Consider the following 23,161-nt stretch of genomic DNA (forward strand, 5'->3'; position numbering starts at 1 on the left):
ACCTATCAACACCTAGGTGGTATAATGCGCTTCATCATTGTATGATCCCAATACAGGCATTTGAAGCTGGCGAGCCATTCCATTGAGTTGATACAATCCAATGATACCATTTCAACCCTTTGAGTTTCGATATTAGCATTTGGGGTTTGTGATTGACGTAACCCCCATGGTTCAGCCACCCACATTGCGTGCGAGAATGAGAGCCACATGGGGTGTCTTTGCTTGGTTTTCATCGATCATTAATGGTGTTGTCGAAGGCTTAGGTGGGTAGCTTAGGTTTGAGCGCTTCGCCTTAGCTGGTGGTGGTGTTGAGCGTGGTAAGGGATTTGGCCTTTGCAGCCAAGTTTTGCGTGGGTCGGACTTCATGATAGTGCGACGCCAGACTTGCAGAACCGCCCTTGCGTGTGTGAGGCGGTGCAACATTTTTGCATTCAAAAGCTCATCGCTCAGACATCCATTCAATCTTTCTATAAAGCAATTCAGGGTCGGTTTGCACGTTGTGAAATGGTCAGGTGCGATATGTTCCTACGTTGGCGCGATACCCTATGCCTCTCCAGGATCCCACAGGCCCGCGGCCGCGCTTATCTTGAAGTCCTTTTAAGATGGGCAATCGCCCTCTGCTTCATGGCGGGTGTCCCATTTTGCAACAAGTTCCTCAAAGGCAGCCTTATTAGGCATCGCATCAGCCAGCAGGCACTTTAGCGTAACATTATCTCTTCAGTTGAAACACACCCTTATCCACGGCCCCACACCAGCGGCGGCACCGCCTTACCACCTGGTGCCAGAATGCGCCTTCATGTTAAGAAATTGAATCCATGGGAGAAATTGATAGAGCGTATGATGACCATTGTAAGCAATGATCAATTAATCATTCAACATGATCTTTGCCTCAAACATAAAGCTAAACTTTTGCCGTTGTGGGGGGTTGTTTCCTACATTCTGGTTAGGTGATGCTTGGAAATCGAAAAAAACGACTAATTAGGTTTTAAAACTCGAACAATCATTTCAAATCATGTGACCCCATGAATCTAAGCATTGGCCTTGAATCTATGCAGTGGCTTTGTCATAAAAATAACATGAAACCATTACAAAAAACATATGATAAATTAAAATTATAGACACATTAATGACATTAAAAGTCTAATCTTTACTCCTAAACCGCTTCCGATATCAAACCAAGTTGCACTCTAGGTTATCCGATTGTGCACTTTTATCGGGGACATAGGATGAAATTTATTAGGTCGAGCCATTCGGTATCGCTCTTGGCGCTTACAGCTGGCATGTTAATGGGATTTGGTGGTGTTGCGCAGGCAGCCAATAAGGATCCCAATCATGAGGTGACTAAAGAAGCCAGTGCGTTACCAAATGATGGCTCGCGCTCGGTTGAGCCATCTGATGATTTACCACCGGCTGAATTAGATGTTGTCGTCGTAACAGCAACCAAGCGGGAAACCAATTTACAAAGCACGCCAATTTCCATTTCGGTTATGGGTGCAAAGATGTTGGCTGAGCGCAAGGTTCAAAGCTTATTGGACCTTTCTGATGGGGGGCTTCCGTCTCTCCGGGTAGCCACATTTGAAGCCCGACAATCGGCACTGACAATCGGAATTCGTGGTATTGTGCCCTTGGATGCCAACCAACCTGCCCGCGAACAAGGTGTCGGCGTTTATATTGATGGCGTTTATCTGGGACGCCAGCACGGGTTGAACGCTGGCTTATTTGATATTGAGCGCGTCGAAGTGCTAAAAGGTCCGCAAGGAACTTTGTTTGGACGCAACACGGAAGGTGGTGCAGTGTCGATCGTCTCCAAGGCACCAACGGGTGTTTATGGGGGCAGATTTTCAGGCGGATTCGGAAATATCGGCAGCTATAATGCATCTTTTCATGTAGATCTTGATGAATGGAACAATCTTTCCATCAAGCTTGATGGTATTGTGCAAAATCAAGATGCAATTACCAAGAACCCACTTCAAGGCGAAGCCGGATTTGGACTGTTTCGGCGAGAGGGATTGCGTGTCGCTGCCCGGTGGAGACCTTCAGATCAAATCACGAATGACATTGCATACGATGTAGCAAGCGACCGCAATACACCGTTTTATAGCCAGCTTCTCAATTATAATCCCAATAATTGTCTAAGTGGAGGGACAAATCTTGCACCTCTTCCAATACCAGCTGGCTCAACTTGCGTTACGCCTGGTACTGATTTTGTCGGAAGCCAAGGCACTGTGCGCAAGTTATTACCTGATGTTGTCGTTAATGGTAAAAAATTGATGCGTACAGCCGATATTGGTGTACCGCAAAAGGAAAGCACGGACGATACATTTGGAATTTCTAACACCTTGAAATGGAGAGTCTCATCTGAGCTTGAATTGCGCTCAATTACGGCTTGGCGTGGTGTTGATGTTCAACAATATGACAATTCAGGGGGCGCACACCGTATTCCTGTTGTCAATTTAACTGCAACCTGCACACAAACATCACCTTGTCCATTTGCACGCTATAGCAATGCTGACTTAAAACAACGACAATTCAGCCAGGAGTTTCAAGCCGTTGGAACGCTAGGTCAGTTTGACTATGTTGCCGGTCTTTATTACTTTACAGAGAAGGTAAGCGACGATGCGACAACACCAAACTCAATGGGTGCCATTGCAATTGTGGACCAAGGTGTTGTAACCGGTGCAACTTATAGACCAATTGCGTTTTGCACGGGCCCATCAAATCCAAAATTGGGTGCAGCTGTTAATGGATGCTCGATTGACCGGGCATCAACAGTAACCTCTAGAAGTTATGCTGCATTCAGCCAAGTCACTTGGAACCCATCTGAAGCTCTTCATATCACATTAGGAGGTAGATACACTACCGACGAGAAGAAAGGTCGACTTCTGTTTTCGCGTAATCTCAATTACGATGATCCGGCAAATGCAGCAGCAGTTGCACGAAATGGTTATAAACCGTTAGATAAGACGTGGACACGCTTCAATCCGCTTGTGATTGTGGCTTATGACTTGGGCGATCAGATACATGCCTATGCCAAATATGCAACAGGCTATCGTGCTGGCGGCGCAAGTTCGAGGACATCAAATTATCAGTCATTTAATCCTGAAGATGTTAAGAGCTATGAAGTTGGTTTCAAGGCCGATTTCTGGGACCGCCGCGCTCGTGCGAATATTGCCGTTTACACTATGGATCGAAAAGGTAGCCAAGTAGATTTGTCAACGGTGCAGCCAACAGCGACAGGCAATTTCAACAATCTTGTAACATTTAATGCACCAGGCACAACTAAAATAAATGGTGTTGAGGCAGATTTGACCTTCCGTCCCATTGAGGGCTTAACCCTGAATGCGTCTTATGCATATACCGATTTTGACATTCCATTGGTTCCTGTGACCTATCAGGAATTTACATCCGCAGGTGTTGCCACTGGCAAATTCACCACTGTCAATCAAAAGTTCTATATCGTCTTTACCCCACGTAATGCTGCTAGTCTTGCAGTCGATTATGAGAGCCCAATTGGTAGCAGTAATGCGAGCATCAAGTATCATTTGGATGCCAATTATTCAGAAGCAACACAAACCTTTGATCAATTCGACACCAAGAATGACGAATCATTGATCGTAAATGGTCGCATTTCATTGACTGGTATTTCGCTGGGGAGAGGTGACCAAGAATTGAGTTTTGGATTATGGAGCCGAAACTTGTTGGACGAGCATTATGTATACCGGCGTGATCCATCAAATAGTTTGCCATCGGTGCAAACCAATGCGGTCACAGGTGTTCCTAATATTGTTCGGGTTGCCAATAATGGGAATATTATGGGTGATTATGGCAATTTTAACATGCCAAGAACTTTTGGTATTGATGCAACATTTAAGTTTTAATCAGTTTACTGATTAATCTTATAATCATGGGGTGGCATAATTTAATTTTTGCCACCCCAGTGATAGCTTAATGTAGGGAAGTAAAAAGTCAGGTATAATTGTGTCTGCTATTCCATCAATTCTACTAGAATCAATCAGTTCTTCCCCAAGAATAATCTTCCAGAGACTATTTATTCAATCGGTCAGCCACTAGGCAGGGCATATCGTTTAAAATGGGGTGCATGTTCGTCTGTGTTCAAAGGCGTTTCTCCAGCCAATGCGGCTTCAAGGCCTTGGATTAAAATGCTGGGGGTGAAGGGTTTCGCGATGTGCATATCCGCTCCAGCTTCTAGGGCTTCTGCTTTGTGGTGGGCCATGGCATTGGCCGAAACAGCAATGATCGGCAATCTTTGCTTTTTGAATGTCACCTCTCGACGTCTTATGGTTTGAATGGCGGTTAACCCATCCATGACAGGCATTTGTAGATCCATCAGCACGAGATCCACATCCATTTGGTCTAATACATCAAGCGCTTGTTGCCCATCCTCGCACATCACCAATTCAATACCTAAGGGTTCAAGAATCATTTGCAACACCCGCCGATTTGTCGGGTGATCATCGGCCACGAGAACTTTTAGTTTACCAGCCGATCCTGGTGACGACAGGTCAGGCAGAGCATCCCCCGGCTTTGGTTTGATCGTGGAAGGCATATCAGCAACCGGAAGTTTTAACTTCAATGAAAAAATTGACCCTTGACCTAAAACCGATTGGGCTTCTACCTCCCCGCCCATTAGCTGTGCCAAGGATTTACAGATGGCTAAACCCAATCCTGATCCGCCATGGGCGCGTGTAATAGAGGCATCAATTTGTTCAAACCGATGAAACAACCGTTCCTGATCGGCTTGGGCAATGCCAGGACCGGTATCCTTGACCGATAGGGTTAGTAGCATATCTTTGTTATTGCCATCTTTCTCTGGTGCGAGTTCAACACATAGATCAATGCTCCCATGGTCGGTAAATTTAATGGCGTTGGATAAGAAATTCGTCAAAATCTGACGAATGCGGGCGGCGTCTCCGATCAGCCACTTTCCCTCAACATGATGCCCTATTTGCCTAAATTTCAAACCCTTATTGTCCGCTTTAACCGCAAATAGGGCTACAGTACCTGAGATTAAATCGGTAAGTGAGAAGGGGGCAGACTCAATTTCAAGCCTACCTGATTCAACCCTGGCAAGGTCCAAAATGTCATTTAACACCCGCTCTAAAGACACACCTGACTCACAGACAAGATCAACCATCTCGCGCTGAGACGGGGTCAGTTCTGTCGTCGCCAGCGCTCCTGTTATGGCGACGATGCCATTCAAAGGTGTACGGATCTCATGGCTCATATTCGCCAAAAAAGCACTCTTTGCATTATTGGCTAATTCGGCGGCAGAGCGGGCTTGGTCCAATGCTTCCCGGCGCGCAACATCGTCTGTTATGTCGGTCACAAAAGAGCGAATAATCCCGGCACCAGAGGCTGGGCGACCAAAGACGCTTACAATGCTGCGGCCATGGCGTATAGTCTGGCCATCAATACAGAAACGAAAATCAAGGGTTTGCGGCTTTTTTTCAAGATAGGCTTGCCGTGTAACCTGATTAAGCTTAGGTCGATCTTCATCCACCACATTTTCGGCGAACATGGCGATGAGATCACCGTGGCGATCTTGATCGGGGCGCAAAAAGTGTTCCACCGCGCCAAAGCCAATGATTTTGTGGCCGGGTTCTTCAAGATCCCACACCATGGAACAGCCACTTGTCAATGCGGCTTCAAGCCGATTTTCAAATTGTTCGGCTTTGAATAGCAAAGAGCGCAACTCTGTTTGATCGTCTACAACACCAAATATTTGTGCAAGCTCTCCATGTTCGTTCATCACAGTGTGAACGATGGCAGAAACCTGCCGAGTTTGGCCGTCCAAGCCTATTATAGGCGTTACAAATTTAGTGACACCCGGGGTTTTGGTATAGATTTCTAGATTGGCTTTTGCCTGTTCTATGGAGTCAGGTGCCACTTGTGCTAATTGCTCAGCCAAAGTCGGGACGGGGGAACCCGGTATGCGGCCAAAGGCTCGAAATGTTCCAGGTGACCAGAAAAGAGTCTTGGTACGGGCATCATAGTCAAAAATTCCGACGGGCAAATCGCTCTCTAAAGAAGCAAAAATAGATAGATCGCGTTCTCGACGTTCAAAGGCGCGAGCTAATTCGGCGGCATGGTGGTCTTTCTCGGTCAGAAGGCGTTGAAGACGTACCTGCCCCAAGTAAAAATAGCGTGCAAACCACAGCATGCAGAAGAAATAAGCAATGACCACAATTGCAACTTCTGTGCTTTCAAATTTGAATAATAACCAAAAGCTAAACCCTGCTAGGCCAAGCCAAACAGGCCATGTCCCTAAGATCAAGATCCTTGGGTTTGGACTTGCTTGGGTAACAAACACGGTCGCACTGGCCGCCATCATAAAGGCCGCTGCGGTAAGGTGGGTTTCTTGTTGTGTCCCATAAAAGAGTAAAGCAATTGGCGCTGCCAAAGCCAATAAGCAACGAATTGGCAAAACAATAACTAGAGTTTGTTCATTCTCAATGGCCTTGCTAAGTAAAAGGTGTGGATCCAATATAGACCGCATCTCTGAAAGACGCGCATTGGCAAAAGCTTTAACCATGGCGTCTGCTGCCACACCAAGTACGAATATCAAGCTTGCCATGGTAGGGGCACCTGCCAGGGTCACGCATAAGCTTGGCAAACCCTGACTAATCAAGCTCGCAACCAGATCTATACGAGCATTCTTCAGGGTTTGCTTAACCGCAGTTACCCGCATTTGGCCTGCAGTACTTGAGATATCCACAGATGTGGAGCCAGTTAAAAAACCAATAAGTCCTGATAACGCACGGATCATAACAATCAGGTAACAGAATGTAATGAATTCTCTTTTAACGCGAAGCAGTCAAAAAAAATATTAGTAAAATGATGTAAAAATTGCGCATAATTCATAGTTGATCAATGCAGGGGTACTAAGGGGTACCCCTGCGATCGCGATCACAACCTGTGAGGCGTGAATTTATACAATCTAGGCTGCCCGTACACGGGTCATGGCGGCTTCGAAGGCTTGGGTAATGGCTGAGCCTGGGTATTTCCCATATTCACATTTAGCCATCACGGCTGTAGGCGGGAAAATGGTTTGATTATCCTTATAGGTCTCATCCATCAAGGCTTTAGCCGCAGCATTTGGAGTGGGATATAAGATTGTCTTGGTGATATTAGCACCGTTTTGGGCGTCTAACAGGAAGTTGATGAAGGCATGTGCGTTATTGGGGTTGGGCGCGCCATTCGGGATACACATGCAATCTGAATTCAATAGTGAACCCTCCTTCGGTACCACAAAGGCGAGGTCTGGATCTTCTGTCTCCTTTTGGGCAATATCACCATTATATTCAAGAACGAGATCGACTTCTCGTGACATCAATAAATCCTGACCATCGTCATTGTGGAAGTTTTTGATATTGACCTTTTGTTTAATCAGCATGTCTTCGACTTGCTTAATCAACTCAGGTGTTGCGTCGTTTACACTTTTGCCCAGATATTTAAATCCGATTCGAAAGACATCAGCGCTTTCTGAAAGCATAGAAATTTTGCCTTTATACTCTGCGCTGTCATACAAATACTTCCAACTATCTGGAGTAACGCCCCCCTTCATTGCAGATTTGCGATACCCAATGCCGAGAACGAGCCAAGTATAGGGCATAGAATATTTGCGGCCCGGATCAAAATCGGCATTTTGGAATTCAGGGAGCAGATTCTTTTTATTTGGGATTCTGGATTGGTCTAGTGGTGCTAGCATTTTGGCTTCAATCATGCGGGCAACATATTCATTAGAAGGCATGATTAAGTCAAAACCAGGGTTCCCAGCTCTAAATTTGGCGAATAGCTCATCATTATTGGCAAATAATGTCATATTGACATCGATACCGCTGGCGGCTTTGAAATCAGCGAGCGTTGTTTCACCTATATAAGTATCCCAATTATAAAACTCTAACTTGCTCCCTTCTGATCCAGGGATCACCAATTTGGTACCCTCGCCCGACGCAGGTTCAGCTGGCTTACAAGCTGAGAGGGAGAGTGCCGCCGCTGTGGCGCCAAACGCGGCCATAAATGCGCGTCTGGAATGGGGTCGAAGGCGCATAAATATATCAACTTCATCGCGCGATAATGGTCGTTCTGTCATTGGGCTTCTCCTTGGATACCAATAGTGCGTTTAGGCATTACGAAAACACCATTCATAATCTACAATTGGGACATGAGCGAAATAGCGGTCCTGCTCTGTTCGCTTCAGTGTCGTAAACATGGCTTGAAAACGCGCACCGAGATAGTCCTTTATCACTTCGGATGCAGCAAAAGTGTCTACTGCATTAAACCAATTCTTAGCCAGAGCCACGGGTGCCTTGTGCGCTTGGGCATATCCATCTCCGGTGATGGCAGGACTGGGGTCCAGCTGATGGGTCAGGCCGTAATGTACGCCAGCTAACATGGTCGCCAATGCGAGATAGGGATTAGCATCTGCACCACAAACCCGGTGCTCAACATGGCGGCTCTCTGGTGGGCCTGCTGTGACGCGTAAGCCTACAGTGCGATTATTGACGCCCCAAGTCGCCGCAACCGGTGCATAGGAATTACCAACAAAGCGGCGATATGAGTTTTGGTTGGGTGCAAAGATCGCCATGCCAGCGGGCAATAGTTGCTGCATGCCTGCGATCGCATGGCGCAAAGCGGGCGTGCCTTGTGGGTCTTCACTGGCGAAAATATTGTGGCCTGCTTTGTTGAGGACTGACACATGCAAATGTTGGCCATTGCCAGCGCGGCCTTCAAATGGCTTGGCCATAAAGGTAGCTTCCATCCCATGCGCGACCGCGCAACCCTTTACAAGGCGTTTGAACATCACCGCCTCATCGGCGACACGTAAAGCATCAGCGCGATGGGCAAGCCCAATTTCCAATTGGCCTGGCGCAAATTCACTGATAGCAGCTTCAATCGGCAAATCTTGCGCAGCGGCTGCAGCGTAAAGGTCACGTAAATAGGGCATATAATCATCGAGCTCGCGCAACCCATATACCTCATGGCCTATTGGCTTATGCCCAGTTACGGGTGAAAGTGGCAAAGAGGCGGGTTGACCTTCAAAGCGCTGATCACACAAATAAAATTCAAGCTCACACGCCACATCCGGGGTCAAGCCATCGGCAGCGAAGCGGTTTAACACGCGTTGGAGGACATGGCGGGGGTCAAGTTCATTCTTCGCCCCGTCTAATTCATATAGGGATAAAACGCATTGGGCGACGTCTTCACCTAACCAAGGCGCTTTAAACAAAGTATTGGGTGCGGGTTTAGCCAAACGATCGGCGTCACCATCTTCCCATACCAGACCTGTTGCTTCACAATCAGCACCCGTCATATCAACAACGGTGATCGAGCCTGGCAAATAGCGGCCATGGCCATAGACAGCCAAAAGCTCATGCGGGCGAATGCGTTTACCGCGCGGAGGGCCACTCATGGGATTATAGAGGATATCGATAAAAGCAATCTCTGGATTGGCCGCCAAAAATGCCTCCGCTTCGCTACGAGTCGCAACGCCAATTGTATGCTGATTGAACAGAATAGACACAAGATAACCTCAAACTTTCAAGAGTAAGTGTTCGCGTTCCCAAGCTGAAACCACGCCTTCAAAGGCATCCAGCTCGTCCAATTTTACAGCCGCAAACAAGCTGCAAAATTCTTCGCCAAGTACCTCGCGCATAGGTGCGCAGTCGCGGAAGCGGCCTAAAGCCTCGTCCAAAGTGCGTGGTAAAGAGCGCGGCATACGGTAAGCCGAAGTCGAAATCATCGGGCCAGGCTCAAGCTCTTGCACCATACCGACATAACCACAGGCTAAGGATGAGGCGATGGCCAGATAGGGATTTGCGTCCGCCCCTGGCAAACGGTTTTCAACCCGTCGGTTACGGCCGTCACTGATCGGTGTGCGCAAGCCGCATGAGCGATTATCCAAGCCCCATTGCACATTGATGGGCGCATCAAACTGGGGTCGCATTCGCCGGAATGAATTGACATTGGGGGCAAAAAGCGGGGCAACTTCCGGCAAATAGGTCTGCAAGCCGCCAACAAAGGAGCGAAATAATCTACTGTCCGTGCCGTTCACATTGGCAAATAGATTGCGCCCGGTCTTTGCATCGACCAAGGATTGGTGAATATGCATGGCACTGCCGGGCTGGTTGTCCATCGGTTTGGCCATGAAGGTCGCATAGACATTTTGGGCTAAGGCCACTTGGCGCACGATGCGTTTAAACATCAAAACCTGGTCAGCCAGCTCTAATGCATCACCATGATTGAAGTTGACCTCCAATTGCGCGGCACCGGCTTCGTGGATCATCGTGTCGATATCGAGTTCGGCAATCTCGCAATATTCATAAATTTGCTCGATCAGATCCTCATATTCGTTGATTGCTTCAAGACCGTAAGGTTGGGAAACGGTTTCGGCGCGGCCCGAACGGCCAACCGGTGTTTCAAGGGGTAGATCGGGGTCGATATTGCGGGCAGTTAGGAAAAACTCGACCTCAGGGGCGACCACAGGTTGCCAGCCCTTTTGTGTATAAAGATCAAGAACCCTGCGCAAGACTTGGCGTGGCGCAATTTCAATCAGCTTTCCGGCGTGGGTGTATGCATCTGTGACAACATAAGCTGTCGGCGTGCGATAGCCTGGCGCGACACAGATGGAATTGGGATCGGGCACCAAAACACAATCGGGATCTAGTGTGCCTGAATAGCTGTCTTCCCCGTCACGCTCTAAGTCAGGTTCTGGATATTCGCCCGTAACTGTCACGCTTAAAATCGAGGAAGCAATGCGCAATGTATGGTTGGACACCCCCTTCAAAAAGCGCGGTGCCGGTACAACTTTACCTCGAATGATGCCGTTCATATCAGGCAAAATCAGTTCAATCTCTGAGACTCCCTTTTCTTTAATCCAGGCTTCTAAGCGCTTGTGGATATTGGGATCTGTTTCAAAGGACATAGGTCACCGATTGCTAAATGATCTGGCTTATGATGGAGGTTAAGGCATTAGAATAGCTGTTTGGCGCATGCTTGGGTAGGTCAGGGCCCGCCAACACCATGTTATGGAACGGCGTAACAAGAAATCCTCGGTTAAGCAGGCCCAGATGAATGCCCGCTTCTAGGTTTTTATCAAAAGTGGCACGCATGTCTGCTGCGTTGGTCGGTAGGGTGGGTGCAAATACGGTTTCCAAACGTGCGCCTAAACGAATGACAGACCAAGGCAACTTGAAATCTTGAATGACTTTTAAAATGCCTGCTTCAAGCGCCTTGGCAGAGTCAATCATGGAGGCGTAAGTGGCCGGCGTCATAACGTCTTTGAGGCACGCGTGTAGGGCAGCCATTTGCAGCGGTGAACCTGACAGTGTTGTCCCCACGCCAGAATGGCCAGGTGGCCATTCGGCCCGAACCTTGTCCAAGCCGCCCTTAACAGCTTCGGTAAAGCCCCAAAGGCCAGAGGGAACGCCCCCAGCAACGGCTTTACCTGCTACCCAAATATCAGGATCAAGTCCATAGGTCTTGGTCCAGCCGCCAGGGCCTGTCGATAAGGTGTGGGTCTCATCCATCAAAAGCAAACTACCGTTTTCCCGGCTAAGCCTGCGCACAGTGTCTAAAAATCCGGGCAAGGGGGCAATCATGCCACAATTGGTCAAAGCTGGCTCCATGATCACGCAGGCAATATCGCGCGGCACCAAGGCTGCTTCTAGGATGGCCATATCGTTAAAGGGAATACAGCGTGACACCTTGGCTAAATCATAGGCCTGACCCCACAAGCTGGGCTTTGCCCGCGTTTGCCCATCCACATAAGCAACAGCAGTTTCATCCACCGCACCATGGTAGCAGCCATCAAATACCAGTATTTTTTGCCTTTTGGTGATGGCGCGAGCGGCGCGAAGTGCAAATCTGTTGGCGTCTGATGCACAAAGCGTGACTTGCCAATAAGGTAAACCGAACCTCTCTTGTAAGAGTTGCCCAACCTCCGCAACCTCATTGGAAGGTAACATTGTGGTTAGGCCACGGCGTGATTGGCGTATCAAGGCTTGGCTAATTGGCTCGGGATTATGGCCAAACATCGCCCCGCTATCGCCCAAGCACAAATCGATCATGGTGTTGCCGTCCAGATCGGTCAGGCTAGTCCCTTTGGCGTGATCAAGGATTAGCGGAAATGGCGTTGGCCAGTCGAGCATCCAATGTTGGGGCACAGATCCAAAAAACCCGTTATTGTGCTGCGCCCGTGCTGCACTTTTGGGCCGCTGTTGACGATAGACATCGCGTTCGCGCACCAAAAACTCATTCAGTTTATCCCTATTGATAGACACATTCCACCTCAGAAACTGTTATAACGTTCTTACGGAGGGGTTGGTCAAGCCCAAACTGGAGTTAAATGCGCGTCAGCATCCAATCTAAGCCATCTTGTATATCTGCGGAAATCGCGGCACGAAGCCCAGCTTCGTCCCCGGCTTCAAGCGCTAATAGGGCGTCGCCGTGACGGTCTGAGAGGTCTTTTGCCATGACCGCGCCTGGATACATTAGGCGCATAAAGGGTCCAAATCGCACCCAGATGTTTTCGATCATCGCCACAAGTACGATTGAGGGTCGAGCGCGATACAGGCTAAAATGAAAGGCATGATTGTTGGCCATATAACCTACGACATCGCCTTGGCGTAAGGATAAATTCATGGCTTCGTTGGCAGCGCGCATAGCGACGCGATGGTGTTCGTCCAGAAAGGGCAAGGCACGCGCTGCGGCTTCAGGCTCCAACAAGGTGCGCGCCCGCATGAGTTCAAGAATGTCACCCCGATCCATTTCAGGTACACTGATACGCCGGGTTTCTCCGATCGTGAGTGCCTGTTCTGCGGTTAAGCGCCAAACTGCGTCGCGGACCGGCGTCACGCTACCGCCCAGTTCGGCTGCAAGGGATCTCAGACTAAGGCTTTCACCCGGGGCCATCGCCCCACGTGACAATCTGGCACGCAATTCTTGATAAATGGCTTCGTGTAGCGGTGCAGCGCGGTCAACTCGGTCAAGATCTTGGATGTCATGGCTGGTCATGGCGAGGATCCATTATCATGAAGGAAACTCAAGTTGGGGCACTGAGCAGGAAAGGGATCGTCATCCATCGGGGGATCAAACTAAAGGGCTTGCTCGACACGCACCACTTCTGGGACATAATGCTTCAGCATGCTTTCGATGCCCTGCTTGAGCGTAATTGTTGAGGATGGACAGCCAGAGCAAGAGCCACGCATACGCAAGTAAACCGTGCCTGTATCAGGCTCAAAGCGATCAAAATCAATGTCACCACCGTCTTGGGCAACGGCTGGGCGCACGCGGGTAGCCAATAATTCCTCTATTTCGCGCACAATTTGGGCTGTATCGCCGCTATAATGGGTCGCAGCTGAAGGTGCTGGGGCCGCGCTCGCATCATCACCTGTCATCACCGGAATACCTGATACGAAGCTATCCATGATCGCACCAAGTAAAGAGGGCTTTAAATGCGGCCACTCATAAGCCCCATCTTTGGTCACGGTGATAAAGTCGGGCCCAAAAAACACCCGCCGCACGCCTTCTATCTTAAAAAGTGCAGCCGCGAACGGGGACGCCGCCGCCGCTTTTGGATCGCTAAACTCAAGCGCACCTGGGGGATGCACATCGCGACCGGGTATAAATTTTAAAGTCTGCGGATTGGGAGTGGCTTCGGTTTGAATGAACATAGTCTTACTATGGTCCCAGATTGGCATAAATTCAACGCCCTGTGCGCTTGTTCCTCTCTAGCTTGCCAGTTCGCTCAAATCAGCATCGCTTAAGCCAGCTGGTACGATCATGATGGCAACTGCGCGCAGGCCAAAGCCAAATCCGCCACGCATCGCCGCCGCCACTAATGGACCTGGCCCACCACGCCCAGATGCTGCTGCCAGTAGCAAGGTTTTGACGCTGGGGGTTGTATCAATGTATGCTCGGATTGCTTGGTCTAAAATCCCCTCTTTAACTACAAGCTCTGGTGTAATCCCCGTGGCTTGTTGAGCAACTTCTGCCAGGCCTTGTAAATCATCGAAAGCTTCATTGCGCATCCGATCGCGCATCGCTTCACCCATGGCTGACCACAGACCAGGGTCTAGAGGCTCAATTACTCTTAAAATCGTCAAAATGGCATGGGTATTGGCCGCACGTCGCGCACCAAAATAGACAGCAGCGCGACATTCTGGGCTGTCATCAGCAATACAAAGCAGTTTTCTTTCACCCACTTGAAGGTCCATTCAGCGCTGCAAAATATCAGTGATTTCGCGCAATTTAGCGCGCGCACGCAATAAATAGAAACCCTCAGTTGAAAGATGGTTTGGCAAAAGTACCCCATTGGGTGACCCATTTTGAACGATCATCGGGGCCATACTCGCACTGGATGCTAAATCAGCGAGCATTGCATCATATATGGCACCGACCCGGCGCTCAGTGATCACAGCCTTAAAATCATCGCGTAATGCCGAGAGAATCATGTAATATGCATAGGATTGGCCTTTGACGAAATAGAAAAGCTTATCTGCACGTCGATCAATCCAAACCTTTCGTCCGGCATCAATCTGCTTTTCAAGTAAATCCGACGAAGAACCGAGATCTAATGCCGATCGCGTTAACAGGGCTTGGAGATTATCTGCGCGCACATCAAAAACCGCATTTCCAGAGGCAATGCGCGCATTATAGGCGAGAAGTGCCGTGCGCGCCTTTCGGTATTCCTGATCGGCGGAAGATGTTGGCCATGGGTCTAAGAGCCAGGTGTCAGGCTGGCGTGAAAGGCCTTGACGGGCGCGCCCTAAATCTAGATCGGCAGCAGAGGTACCCCGCGAGCGGCCAATATAGCTTTCGATTTCGAAGGTCACATTCGACAAGGCTTTGATCATGCCGGACTGGAAATTGGCCATATTGCCGCCAAAGCGTAACAGTGCTGCTGGTTGAAACGGCTGGATATTGGGGGCCCAAGCCGTATGGTTAATCTCCCGATCGATCAAGCCAGCCATCAAGGCGATGGTTTTGGAGCCCTGTGGTGCAGGCTCTTGTGCTTTAAAGTTCAAATCATCATTAATCCGGTGGGTTAAGACCGCCCCGGACACATAATAAATCGGAACCAGTGCTACGACCAACACGACCAGCCAAGGCTGCCATTGGAGGACATGTTGCGGCCTTGCGGGTGCCTTGGGCTGTGTCAATGGATCGACCGCTTCACGAGGTGTCATAGCACGCCTCAACCCAGCAATCGTATGGCGCACGCGTTGACCTAAATCCATCAATCCCTCCAAGCATTCGAGCGATGATTATATCATGGGCTTCTATAGCACTGATGGCAAGCATAGCTGACGCATGATCCTTCATCCTAGGGCATGAAGGATGGCATCACCCATAGCCTCTGTTGAAAGATCGCCACCCAAGTCCGCTGTTCTGGCCCCTTGATTAAGGGCACTTTTAACCGCCTCAAACACCCGGTCGGCAAGCTTGAGCTCGTCTAATGACCAGCGCAACGCCATTTCAAGCGACAAAATGGCGGCAATCGGATTGGCCTTGCCGGTTCCGGCAATATCGGGTGCTGACCCATGTATAGGCTCATAAAGGCCTGGTGTTCCGGGGTTTCCAAGTGCGGCGGATGGCAAAAGCCCGATTGAACCCGTGCACGCGGCGGCTAAATCCGACAAAACGTCGCCGAATAGATTGTCGGTCAATAACACATCAAACTGCTGGGGCGCCCGTACCATTTGCATGGCGGCATTATCCGCATACATATGTTCGAGCGTCACATCGCTATAGTGTTCGGCGTGCAAAGCTGTCACTTCTTGGCGCCATAACAGCCCCGATTCCATCACATTGGACTTTTCCAAACTCGTCACCTTGTTGGCACGTTGGCGCGCAAGCTCAAAAGCAACTTTAGCGACACGGCGGATTTCATGACTGGTATAGACCTGATTATCAAAGCCGCGTCTTGAACCGTCGGAGAGCGTCTCAATCCCCCGGGGCGTACCAAAATACACCCCACCCGTGAGCTCGCGTACAAAGACGATATCAAGACCTGCCACCAAATGCCGCTTAAGTCCCGATGCATCAGCAAGGGATTCAAAACAAATGGCCGGGCGCAAATTGGCAAAAACATCCATCTCCTTGCGTAGCCGCAAAAGCCCCATTTCCGGGCGCAGATCACGTGCAACATCAACCCATTGTGGACCACCTACAGCGCCCAGCAAAACTGCATCACTGGCTTTGGCTTGGGCTACAACAGCATCGGTTATGGGTTGGCCGCATGCATCAATGCTTGCCCCACCAAATAGGGCCGTTTCGATTGTAAGGTCTAAACCTTGGTAGCTGGTTAAATGGGCCAAAAGGCGTTCGACTTGGCCGAGGACTTCAGGGCCAATGCCGTCGCCCGGCAAAAGAAGGAGTTTTTTGGTCATGCCGCGGCCTTAACTTTGAATGCGCTTCCTGTCACGGGCGATTTCATCGGCAATTGGAAGCTTGCCCGCCTTAGCCTAACCAAGGCGTCATCAGTTTGCGCTTGTGCTCATAATCACTAATTTGATCATCATGGACCAGGCTCTGACCAATTTCGTCTAGCCCTTCGAGCAAGGACTTTTTGCGACCAAGGTCAATGTCAAAATGATGGGTGACACCGTCCGGCGCGGTTAGGGTTTGGCGTTCTAGATCAATTTCAAAGCGGGCGTTTTGGCCGTTGGCTTGGCCCATCAATTTATCCACGACTTCAGGCGCTAGAACTAAGGGCAGCACCCCATTCTTGAAGCAATTGTTGAAAAATATGTCCGCAAAGGAGGCTGAAATCACGCATTGAATACCGTAATCCAACAAGGCCCAAGGCGCATGTTCACGCGATGACCCACAGCCAAAGTTGGGCCCGGCAATTAAGATTTCAGCGCCCTGATAGGCTGGTTTATTGAGAACAAAATCAGGGTTTGCAGTGCCATCTGGCAAAAACCGCATATCGAAAAACAGCCCCTTGGACAGTCCACTACGCTCAATTGTCGAAAGATATTGTTTAGGGATGATCTGGTCTGTATCGATATTGGCAATCGGCAAGGGAGCGGCATGGGCTAAAAGACGTGAAAATTTCTTCATGGCTAATGAAAATCCTCTAGATGCTGGCTGACCTTACCTTATGGTCCCTCAGCAGAAATCCTTAAGTCCGTTTCTGATTTTTCGATGGTGACGACATCACCCTCTGGGGATTTGATCTCGAGGGTTCCATGCTCACTCCCATCAAAACTTGCTTTTAGAATATTGCCGTCCTTGGCGGTACAGATCACCTCCTCAAGTTTTTTGATCTCCGGTTGCGCCAGCCCTGTCAGCACCGGGCTGCAATTCATTTCACCTGCGGCTTGTTGCTTTTGCAGACTACGGACCACGGCAAGGTCAAATTCGCCGAGCGCCCCAATCAACAAATCCTTGACCCAAGGTGCTTTTGTGACTGAAAGCTGAAATTGGCTGGGCGATTGGGTGTCAGCTTCGGGCGCTGCTTGTGCTGCAAGCTCTGCGGCATCAGCTTTGTCTGCATCGCTGGGTTTCTGATCCGATGCCACGAACCCCTGATTGACCTGCGCCTGTTCTGGCTTGAGCGACCGATAGGTGCCAAGCGCAAATAGGGTTGCGCCAATGATCATTAAAGGCACCACCAATCCGGATCTTCTTTGCCCTGCCATTTTACCATAAGCCTCGGTTAAGTTTAAATGTCAAAGTGGGCCATCACGGGAACATGATCGCTGGGCTTCTCCCATGCACGCGCATTCTTGTGGATGGAAAAGCTATCAGCATCAAACTGTTTTGCAAGCTCTCTATTAGCCCAGATATGGTCCAGTCTGCGCCCACGGTCGTTTTTGGTCCAGTCGGGCGAGCGATAACTCCACCAAGAAAACAGCTTTTCACTTGGCGGAACCGCTATGCGTGCCAGATCGATAAAGCCCCCACGGGCCATGACCTTGTCTAAAGCTTGAGTCTCAACCGGGGTGTGGCTGACGACATTCAATAATTGCTTATGTCCCCAAACATCATGTTCGCCTGGCGCTACATTTAAGTCACCAACAAGCACCAAGGGCTCGTTGGTTGGGTGGGCTGCATAATAGGCTTCCATACGCGCTAAAAATGCCAGTTTATGGGCAAATTTTGGATTGATCTGGGTATCGGGCTCATCGCCGCCTGCGGGCACATAGAGGTTATGCAGCGTGATGCCCTTTACACGAACCGCCGCAACGCGGGCTTCTTGCTGGGGGCAAAAATCTGGCTCTGATATTTCTTCCAACGCAAAGCGGGAGGCGATGGCCACCCCGTGCCAGCCTTTTTGGCCGCGAATATGGAGGTGAGGAAAGCCCATTTGGGTAAAGACATGGGTCGGAAACTCACCATTGCGACATTTAATCTCCTGCAAGCACACGATATCCGGGCGGCGCTCTTCTACAAAGCGTTGTATCAAGCCCGCGCGCAGGCGAACCGAATTGATATTCCAAGTAGCGATTGATAGGCGCGTCATCCCAGACATTTAAGCGACTTGGGCGAAAGAGGAAAGTGCGCTAAAGCGTCGTGTATGGGAAAAACTCTTTATGACAAAATTTGGGAGAACCACGTCATTGGCACAGCCGATGATGGTGTCTCGCTTCTTTATATTGACCTCCATCTCATCCATGAGGTCACAACGCCGCAGGCTTTTGCAGGCTTGGAAGCGGCAGGTCGGCCTGTGCGCCGCCCTGACCTTACCCTCGCCGTGGCCGACCATAATACACCAACCCAAAATCAAGCCGATGGCATAGACGGTGTTCAAGACCCCCAAGCCCGCCTGCAATTACAAACCCTTGCCAAAAACGTCGCCCAGCATGGGATTGAGTTTTTCCCAATGGGCGAAATTCGCAATGGCATTGTCCATGTTGTCGGCCCAGAGCAAGGCCGCACCCAACCTGGCATGACAATTGTGTGTGGGGACAGCCATACCTCCACCCATGGCGCTTTCGGGGCACTGGCGCATGGCATTGGCACGAGTGAAGTTGAGCATGTGTTGGCTACCCAGACCCTGCGTGCCCGCAAAATGAAAAACATGGCGGTTGTCGTCGATGGTGAATTGGCCCCCGGTGTCGGCGCAAAAGACCTTGCCTTGGCCATTTGTAAGCGGATTGGTACAGCGGGTGGCACTGGCCACGTCATTGAATATCGCGGTACTGCCATTCGCGCCCTTTCTGCCGAAGGGCGGATGACATTGTGCAATATGGCGATTGAAGCGGGTGCACGCGCCGGGCTGATCGCCCCAGATCAGATCACGTTTGACTATTTGAAAGGTCGGCCCTCAGCCCCCAAGGCTGGGGCTTGGGAGCAAGCCATCGCATTCTGGCAAACCCTTTATAGCGACGATGACGCGGTGTTTGATGAAGTCATCACCATTCCAGCTGCCTCTATACCGCCACTTGTGACTTGGGGTACAAGCCCCGAACAGGTTATCGCCATCGATGCAGTGGCCCCAGATCCTGATCTCATCGCTGACCCGGTTCAGCGCGAAACCGCAATGCGTTCATTGACTTACATGGGCATTGAGCCCGGTCAGAAAATGACGGATCTGGAGGTGCAACGCGTTTTTATTGGATCATGTACCAACTCCAGAATTGAGGATTTGCGCGTCGTGGCAGGACTTGTTCGCGGCAAAAAGGTGGCAGATGGCGTGCGCGCTATGATTGTGCCAGGCTCTGGCCTCGTCCGCTATCAGGCCGAAGAAGAAGGTCTTGACGTCATCTTTCGTGAGGCCGGTTTTGAATGGCGAGAGCCAGGATGCTCTATGTGTTTGGGCATGAATCCTGATCGCTTAGATCCTTTTGAGCGTTGTGCATCGACCTCAAATCGCAATTTTGAAGGCCGCCAAGGCCGTGATGGGCGTACCCATCTATTATCCCCTGCGATGGCCGCAGCGGCGGCTTTAACAGGTCGGCTGACCGATGTGCGCACGTTGATTTAGCGCTGATTTTTGTGTGATAATGGCCTATTGGCGTTGAGTTGGCCAGTTATCCTTAGAGCAGGGACCTAGACACACCTTTGGGGCAGACAGGAGCTGCACCAAAGCATTGCCATACAAAACACCCAAGACAGGCACAAGATTGTGGTTTGAACCCATAATCAGAGAATTGGTGGGCTTAGCGCGTTGATGCAAACGATTGGCTTACCATAAACCCGAAAGGGCCACATCAATCTTGCTTATGGCTCGGCTCTGACACTTCATTTGCAAGTTTGCAGGCCTGTGCGATCCAGTTTTCGCGATAAACACGCGCTCCAAAAGCGGGTAAACGGTTTGAAAGCCAAGCCAGCTCCTCGATTGAGAGGTTGGCAATCTGATTCAAAAAATAAATGCCTTGTGCATGTAGCCAAGCTTTATTCATTGGGCCAACGCCTGTTATCAAGGTTAAATCATCTGGCTTTGAAGGCGGTAAAATGCGCTGTGGTGGTGTGCCAACGCCTGCTTGTTTGACTGCTTCTTTTAATGCTGCGGGCGATAATTCTGCCAAGGGGGATCGCAAAAATCCCTTGTTTACAAAGGCAAGATCGCTTGAATCTTGTTGGCTAATGTCGGTTATGAGGTCATTGGTTAAAGGGTTGGTTGGTTGATCATTGTGGGGCTGAGCCGCAAGGAGTTTAGCATAGGCAGCTGCCAGAGTGTCGGCGCGTGCCCGCACATTAGCCAGCTCTCTTTCTAAAGCCACGATGCGGCGGCTTGCTGCGACTGTATGCGCATCAGGCCCTGCCCTGACCTCAAGTGTCCACACAAGTTCATCGCGCTGAGTACTCAATGCTTTGATCTGTTCGCGTAATGCATCACATGGACTTGTGTATCGCGTAATCACCCAAGATACGAGCGCACCAGATGCCGCAGCCAGAAGAATGAGGATCAAGGTTTGGCTGAACACAAACATGTTAAGGTTCCTGTCTTGTAATGATATCGTGGATGCTCTTGTATATCATGCTTTTATATCTCCGAATTGACCCAATGACTTAAGATTTTGATAGGCGTCTTTATAATAATTTGAGCGCGCGCACCCTGCGGCAAATCCAAGCATGTTAAGGCCATGATTTATGGTTTGGACCAAGACAAATCATCGCCTTTGTTATTCAACATCACGTTTCTTGTACCCCATCTTGCCTCTTGCAAGCTAGGCTTCTGGATTTAACAGTCCAAGATCAATGGGCTGCACCCATAAAACAGCCGTAAATCATAATCAGAGGCCATTTCCCCGCAAAGCACGCGCTATCGCCCTCAGATCGGGTCACGACGTCGCCGACGTAAGCCTACTCGCGTCACGCGCGAGAAAACACAGCTATTTACCGCTCACACCCTCCCATTGATCCAAACTAGCGCTAAGAGTTAGCAATGATTGATGATGTAAGCAGCACACACAATAGTTTGATCAAACTCGCTAAGTCGCTTGATCGCAAAAAGACTCGCAGCGAAACTGGTTTATTCCTGGCCGAAGGGGCACGCCATGTTGGCGAAGGGCTGGACCAAGGGTGGCAGCTTGAAGCCTTATTGTTTTCAGGGGCTGCCGAAACGCGCCTAGCCGTACAGGCTTTGGCTCAAAAGGCATTGGATGTAGGCGCACGTGTTGCGCGCGTGACCGATCGGGTTCTTGAAGCTGTTGCCAAGCGCGATAATGCGCAATCGGTCATTGGCTTGTTTCAGCAAAGATTAAGCTCACTCAGTTCACTTATGGATGCACCTTTCATCATCGCCCTCGAACGCATCAGAGATCCAGGTAATTTAGGAACGATTATGCGAACTCTCGATTGCATCGGGGGGGGTGGGATTGTGCTATTGGAAGAAAGTTGTGACCCATTCTCAGTCGAGGCGGTGCGGGCCAGCATGGGCTCAGTATTTTCGACCCCAATCAGCAAATCAGACTTCGCCTCGTTTAATATGTGGCGCAAGGATTTCGGATTTAAGTTGGTTGGCACTTCACTTAAGGGCTCTCAACGTCACACGGACACGGATTTTGGCACAAAGACGGTATTGTTGATGGGTAATGAACAATCGGGCCTCCCGGATTCTTGGGCGCAAGCATGTGATGGCCTCGTAAGACTTCCGATGTCAGGTCGGGCAGATAGTTTAAACCTTGCGATCGCGACCGCCGTGACCGCTTATGAGATTTGGCGACAAAAAGACTTTTTCGGGGCGCGTGATTAAATGGCCAAAAATCTTAATATTAGTCCGCCACTTATGGCCCCAGTTCTGGTTGCCGAAGACTGGACAGATTACGCATTGATCGATTCTGGAAACGGCCAGAAACTTGAGCGCTTTGGACCTTATCTCTTTGTACGCCCAGATAGTCAGGCGTTATGGCCCAAGCGCTTGCCTGATCAGGAATGGCGGTATGACGCAGCATTTACAGGTCAAGAAACTGAAGAAATGGGTCGATGGCGCTTTGTGCGGCGTGTACCAGAAACATGGGCGATTTCGTGGGGGGGTATTCGTTTTCACGCGCGCTGCACACCCTTTCGCCATCTTGGGCTTTTCCCAGAACAATCGGTTCATTGGCGCTGGTGTCGCGATCGGATTGAAGCCCGCGTCAAGCAAGCGCCAAAGGGGGAGCCACCCAATATTTTGAATTTGTTCGGCTATACGGGGCTGGCAAGCTTGGTATGTGCCAAAGCCGGTGCGAGCGTGACCCATGTTGATGCATCGAAAAAGGCCATAGGCTTTGCCCGCGACAATCAAACTCTGGCCGGTTTAGAGGATAAGCCCATTCGCTGGATCCTTGATGACGCCCTAAAATTCGTAGAACGCGAAGTTCGCCGTGGCAATCATTATCACGGGATTATTTTGGATCCCCCGAAACATGGTCGTGGGCCAACAGGTGAGATTTGGAAGCTTGAAGAGGGGCTCAATCGGTTGTTGGCGGCCTGCTCGCAATTGCTTGCAGAAGATGCTCTTTTTTTAGTTGCGACTGTTTATGCAGTAAGGCTAAGTTTCCTTGCCCTAGATAATAGCCTTGAGGCCGCATTGGGCACCCGCTCTGGACACCGTGAAGCGGGTGAAATGGCCATAGCTGAGCAAAACTCCAACCGTTTGTTGCCCACTGCGATTTATGCCCGGTGGTCTGCTAACAGCTAAGGGAACTCATGAGAATTTCAGCTTTGGAGCTGCTATGTTTTTGAATCATTAACCGACACAGCG

19 protein-coding genes and 1 pseudogene are annotated in these 23,161 nt (G+C 49.9%); 4 read left to right on the forward strand and 16 right to left on the reverse strand.

Going from position 1 to position 23,161, the window contains the following annotated elements; genetic code table 11:
• Positions 1-171 precede the first annotated feature (171 nt).
• Both PsB1_RS04805 and PsB1_RS11925 read right to left on the reverse strand, forming a co-directional pair.
• A complete protein-coding gene (locus tag PsB1_RS04805; protein ID WP_284359428.1) occupies positions 172-366 on the reverse strand; it encodes a hypothetical protein in 195 nt (64 codons plus the stop codon).
• 18 nt (positions 367-384) lie between these two features.
• Positions 385-519 (reverse strand): annotated as a pseudogene (locus PsB1_RS11925) (hypothetical protein); the annotation flags it as partial.
• 707 nt (positions 520-1,226) lie between these two features.
• On the opposite strand from PsB1_RS11925, the gene PsB1_RS04810 reads away from it, so the two are divergent.
• A complete protein-coding gene (locus PsB1_RS04810) occupies positions 1,227-3,878 on the forward strand; it encodes a TonB-dependent receptor (RefSeq protein WP_284359429.1) in 2,652 nt (883 codons plus the stop codon).
• A 182-nt stretch (positions 3,879-4,060) separates the two neighbouring features.
• Here PsB1_RS04810 and PsB1_RS04815 read toward each other — a convergent pair whose 3' ends face one another.
• From PsB1_RS04815 to xth, 13 genes are all read right to left on the reverse strand, one after another.
• Positions 4,061-6,787: a hybrid sensor histidine kinase/response regulator gene (locus PsB1_RS04815; RefSeq protein ID WP_284359430.1), complete on the reverse strand. Its 2,727-nt coding sequence runs from the start codon at positions 6,785-6,787 to the stop codon at positions 4,061-4,063.
• Between the two features lie 171 nt (positions 6,788-6,958).
• Positions 6,959-8,071 carry an ABC transporter substrate-binding protein gene (locus tag PsB1_RS04820; RefSeq protein ID WP_284359467.1) on the reverse strand — a complete coding sequence of 371 codons (1,113 nt, stop codon included), beginning with the start codon at positions 8,069-8,071 and terminating at the stop codon, positions 6,959-6,961.
• A 72-nt stretch (positions 8,072-8,143) separates the two neighbouring features.
• On the reverse strand, positions 8,144-9,544 hold the full coding sequence (locus tag PsB1_RS04825) for a glutamine synthetase family protein (RefSeq protein ID WP_284359431.1): 1,401 nt from the start codon (positions 9,542-9,544) through the stop codon (positions 8,144-8,146).
• Between the two features lie 9 nt (positions 9,545-9,553).
• Complete coding sequence (locus PsB1_RS04830; protein WP_284359432.1) at positions 9,554-10,945, reverse strand: glutamine synthetase family protein; 1,392 nt, start codon at positions 10,943-10,945, stop codon at positions 9,554-9,556.
• 13 nt (positions 10,946-10,958) lie between these two features.
• A complete protein-coding gene (locus PsB1_RS04835; RefSeq protein ID WP_284359433.1) occupies positions 10,959-12,302 on the reverse strand; it encodes a transaminase in 1,344 nt (447 codons plus the stop codon).
• Positions 12,303-12,363: 61 nt separating this feature from the next.
• Positions 12,364-13,035, reverse strand: coding sequence for a GntR family transcriptional regulator (locus PsB1_RS04840; protein ID WP_284359435.1), 672 nt, complete (start codon positions 13,033-13,035; stop codon positions 12,364-12,366).
• An 80-nt stretch (positions 13,036-13,115) separates the two neighbouring features.
• Positions 13,116-13,694: a NifU family protein gene (locus PsB1_RS04845; protein WP_284359470.1), complete on the reverse strand. Its 579-nt coding sequence runs from the start codon at positions 13,692-13,694 to the stop codon at positions 13,116-13,118.
• Between the two features lie 57 nt (positions 13,695-13,751).
• Positions 13,752-14,237, reverse strand: a complete 486-nt coding sequence (locus tag PsB1_RS04850) for a universal stress protein (RefSeq protein ID WP_284359436.1) — start codon at positions 14,235-14,237, stop codon at positions 13,752-13,754.
• Positions 14,238-15,260, reverse strand: a complete 1,023-nt coding sequence (locus PsB1_RS04855) for a DUF2333 family protein (RefSeq protein WP_284359437.1) — start codon at positions 15,258-15,260, stop codon at positions 14,238-14,240.
• 81 nt (positions 15,261-15,341) lie between these two features.
• Entirely contained in the window at positions 15,342-16,412 is a 1,071-nt protein-coding gene (gene leuB / locus PsB1_RS04860; RefSeq protein WP_284359438.1) for a 3-isopropylmalate dehydrogenase, read from the reverse strand.
• A 70-nt stretch (positions 16,413-16,482) separates the two neighbouring features.
• Complete coding sequence (gene leuD / locus PsB1_RS04865; RefSeq protein WP_284359439.1) at positions 16,483-17,088, reverse strand: 3-isopropylmalate dehydratase small subunit; 606 nt, start codon at positions 17,086-17,088, stop codon at positions 16,483-16,485.
• Between the two features lie 38 nt (positions 17,089-17,126).
• On the reverse strand, positions 17,127-17,669 hold the full coding sequence (locus PsB1_RS04870) for a hypothetical protein (RefSeq protein WP_284359440.1): 543 nt from the start codon (positions 17,667-17,669) through the stop codon (positions 17,127-17,129).
• 23 nt (positions 17,670-17,692) lie between these two features.
• Positions 17,693-18,502: an exodeoxyribonuclease III gene (xth, locus tag PsB1_RS04875; RefSeq protein WP_284359441.1), complete on the reverse strand. Its 810-nt coding sequence runs from the start codon at positions 18,500-18,502 to the stop codon at positions 17,693-17,695.
• A 45-nt stretch (positions 18,503-18,547) separates the two neighbouring features.
• On the opposite strand from xth, the gene leuC reads away from it, so the two are divergent.
• Positions 18,548-19,957, forward strand: a complete 1,410-nt coding sequence (gene leuC, locus PsB1_RS04880; protein WP_284359443.1) for a 3-isopropylmalate dehydratase large subunit — start codon at positions 18,548-18,550, stop codon at positions 19,955-19,957.
• A 226-nt stretch (positions 19,958-20,183) separates the two neighbouring features.
• On the opposite strand, the gene PsB1_RS04885 is transcribed toward leuC, so the two are convergent.
• On the reverse strand, positions 20,184-20,906 hold the full coding sequence (locus PsB1_RS04885) for a helix-hairpin-helix domain-containing protein (protein WP_284359444.1): 723 nt from the start codon (positions 20,904-20,906) through the stop codon (positions 20,184-20,186).
• 455 nt (positions 20,907-21,361) lie between these two features.
• On the opposite strand from PsB1_RS04885, the gene PsB1_RS04890 reads away from it, so the two are divergent.
• Entirely contained in the window at positions 21,362-22,171 is an 810-nt protein-coding gene (locus PsB1_RS04890) for a TrmH family RNA methyltransferase (protein WP_284359445.1), read from the forward strand.
• Complete coding sequence (locus tag PsB1_RS04895; RefSeq protein ID WP_284359446.1) at positions 22,172-23,098, forward strand: class I SAM-dependent methyltransferase; 927 nt, start codon at positions 22,172-22,174, stop codon at positions 23,096-23,098. It begins immediately after the preceding gene.
• Positions 23,099-23,161 lie beyond the last annotated feature (63 nt).

It is taken from the genome of Candidatus Phycosocius spiralis, assembly GCF_030158815.1.
Lineage (GTDB): Bacteria > Pseudomonadota > Alphaproteobacteria > Caulobacterales > Aquidulcibacteraceae > Aquidulcibacter > Aquidulcibacter spiralis.